This window comes from Bacillus sp. GMa5/1, from assembly GCF_050172015.1.
Taxonomy (GTDB): Bacteria; Bacillota; Bacilli; order Bacillales; family Bacillaceae_G; genus Bacillus_A; species Bacillus_A cereus.
Genome location: NZ_JBNLYC010000316.1, coordinates 1 through 3,002, shown reverse-complemented (window position 1 = coordinate 3,002; position 3,002 = coordinate 1). Strand labels below are relative to the sequence as shown.

The window sequence follows — 3,002 nt, the reverse complement described above, 5'->3', positions numbered from 1 at the left end:
TATAAATTGAACTTCCAGTTACTTTGAAGTTAAGTCATTCTTTGTTTTCTCTAAAGTAAACACATTCCTTTTTCAAAAAACATCTTGTACAACTAAATTCTGTTTTTGTAGATAAACAGCTTTATCTGACTGTTTGGCTACGTCTTGTGAATGAGTTACAACAATAATACATTTATTTTCTTTATGTGCTAACTCTTTAAACAACTCAATAATTTCCATGGACGTTTCTTGATCTAGGTTTCCAGTCGGTTCATCTGCAATTAACAAATCTACATTACAGGATAATGCACGAGCGATTGCGACACGTTGTTGTTGACCACCGCTAAGCTGTAGCACATTCCTTTTTGCTTCTATATCTGTCAATCCTACCTTTTTTATTAGATCCAATGCTCTTATCTTTTTATCTTTTACATCGACTCCTGTTATTTCCATTGCTGTTATAACATTTTGAAGTGCGGTCATATAAGTAATGAGATTATAAGATTGAAAGATAATTGATACATACTGATTTCGATAGGAGTCGAGACCAATTTTACGTATATCCATTCCTTTATATAAGACATATCCACTGTTTGGAACATCTAATCCACTGGCTAAACTAAGAGTTGTTGTTTTCCCTGAACCGGATGGCCCTAAGATAGTATAAAAACTTCCAGTTTGAAAAGAAAAATTTACATTTTGTAAGATTGTAGTTCTCTTATTATTACTTTCATAATGATAATTAATATTTTTAAACTGTAAAATTGTCTCCATATAAATTCTCCTTATTCATCTTTTAATAAAATCTGTTTTGGATTTAAACGAAGAATTGATAATGCCGGAAGAATCGTTGCTAGCATAGCGATTCCTAATCCAATCCCTCCTACTTTTCCTAAATCTTCAGTTGAAATACTTACATCAATATCATCAACTGGATCTACGTCTGCAGCAGGTTTACCACTGAATTTTGCTATAGGATCTTCCGGTTTATCTTCATTCTTTTCTATTTCACTAGATAACAGATTATCACCCACTTTTTGAGAAACTTTCTCTCCAGTTGCTAAAGATAAACCAAAAGCTAATACAGCAATACATAATACCTCAACTAGTAATTGACCCATTAGCTTCCACTTTTTCTCGCCTATAGATAACAAAATTCCCATTTCTTTTCTACGTTCCTTAATAAAGAGCATAATTATTAATCCTAAAATTGTTGTACCTGCAATAGACACCATAATTACAATTGTTTTCGAAAAAGATGCAATATTTTCGATTGGACCAATCATCTGTTTATAAACGTTATCTTGTGCATCTAATTCATAGTACGCTGGTAACCCCAATTTTTTTGCTTCTTCTTTAAATGCATCAATATCCTTAGGATCCTTTAATGAATAGATTGCATTTTCCAGTGAAGTCATAACAGAATACGGTACATATATTTGATTAGCAGGCTCTAATAAAGCAAAAGATTGTCCTCCAAAAGATGGAGCCTCTTCTTTAGATTCATATATACCTATAATTTCTAGCTCTTTCGTGGTAAGTTCCTCATCCATTACTTCACCTATCTGTAATTTATCACCCACTTTTAAATTGTTTTTTTCAGCTAGTTTTTTTTCAATCATAGCAACGTTCTTTCCTACTGTTTTTGACGTAATTCCCTCTCCTTCAACAAGTTTTAATTTTTTGTCTTGAGCAGCTTCTAATGAAAAAAAGTCTCTAATACCCTGTAAAGTGAAATTCAAATTATTATTTGGACCAAATGATTGAGCTCCTCCAGATGGTTCGACATTATGAAGCTCTTTCAGCTCAGCAATAGCACTTTTTAGATAATTATAGTGATCTAAATACTTAGAGTTCTTTAATTTATCAGCTTCTTTTTTTTCAATACTTGGTACCTTTCTTGCTTCATTAGCATTCTGATTACTGTTTTGTTCTTCCAAATACTTATTTATATCGATTCTTAAGTTGATATCAGCTCCTAATTGTTGTCTAGCCAAATCTGTTGCTTTACTGGATGCACTTTGAATCGTAAAACCAGCGAATACCAAATTAATAACAACTAGAAAAATAGCAAGTAATATAAGTGACTTTCCCTTTCTTGATTGTAAACTCAAAAATGATCGTTTGATAAAATTCATGTTCTCTAACCTCCTTGATGCCATAGTAAAGTATCCATCTGGAGTTTAAATGTAGATTGTTTAGAGATATGTGGAGTTTATATGATGTTTTGGTGCAAAAACTTCTGGATAATTGCAAGTAATATCTTAGGACATACAAATATAGGCATGACAACATCGACATCAGTCAAAGAAAAACGAGATACCCCAAAAAGATGAACGAGATAAACGGTCTATTTATTTTACAGATCCAGATGATCACAAGTTTGAATTTCATACTGGTACTTTACAAGATCGTTTACAATATTATAAAGAAGATAAAAAGCATATGACTTTTTACTGATAAAAAAGCTAGTAAAATACTAGCTTTTCGCACTTCCATTTACTCTTTAAACTATGAAGACTCTTTTAGTAATCCCCTAAACAAAATTATCAATTTTCCAAAAGCGATTTATATGAATTCAACTCGTTTTTTTCGTTTCGGGGGTATTTCAAAACCCTAGCTTGATAGCGATGGGGTACAGCCGAGATACGTGTAAAAATAAGTCATAGACTTACTTTTATTCCTAAATTAATTTTATTTAACTTATAAGAGGGATTATTTCTACTATTGGATGAGTGTTTTGTGAATAAATTACACAATTATTAAAAAAATTAAATATAGGATTAAACATACATACCTATCAACTGAGGATAGAAACGTATGTTTAATCAACTTAAAGCAGACCAATGGAATTATTTTTTTGGGGGCGGTGAAGTGCGAAAACTATTACTCATATAAACAATATATAAGTATATCCAGTTTTACAATAACGAATGTAATCAATAAAAATTAAACGGCTTAATCCCATTAGAATATAGGATTTAAGCCGCTTAAACTACAGGTATAAACTATTTCACTAATGA

General features: G+C 31.3%; 2 protein-coding genes and 1 pseudogene. 1 reads left to right on the top strand and 2 read right to left on the bottom strand.

Annotation, left to right across the window (positions count from 1 at the left end):
- Positions 1 to 72 precede the first annotated feature (72 nt).
- On the bottom strand, positions 73 to 753 hold the full coding sequence (locus ACQGSG_RS27985; protein ID WP_426948581.1) for an ABC transporter ATP-binding protein: 681 nt from the start codon (positions 751 to 753) through the stop codon (positions 73 to 75).
- Positions 754 to 764: 11 nt separating this feature from the next.
- Positions 765 to 2,117: an ABC transporter permease gene (locus tag ACQGSG_RS27980; protein WP_426948579.1), complete on the bottom strand. Its 1,353-nt coding sequence runs from the start codon at positions 2,115 to 2,117 to the stop codon at positions 765 to 767.
- Positions 2,118 to 2,304: 187 nt separating this feature from the next.
- Between ACQGSG_RS27980 and ACQGSG_RS27975 the strand changes: the two are divergent.
- A pseudogene (locus ACQGSG_RS27975) lies at positions 2,305 to 2,439 on the top strand (metallothiol transferase FosB); the annotation flags it as partial.
- Positions 2,440 to 3,002: the final 563 nt, after the last annotated feature.

Coding starts and splice junctions, on each gene's coding strand:
- ACQGSG_RS27985 (WP_426948581.1), bottom strand. CDS start 753: ATGGAGACAATTTTACAGTTTAAAAATATTAATTATCATTATGAAAGT.
- ACQGSG_RS27980 (WP_426948579.1), bottom strand. CDS start 2,117: ATGAATTTTATCAAACGATCATTTTTGAGTTTACAATCAAGAAAGGGA.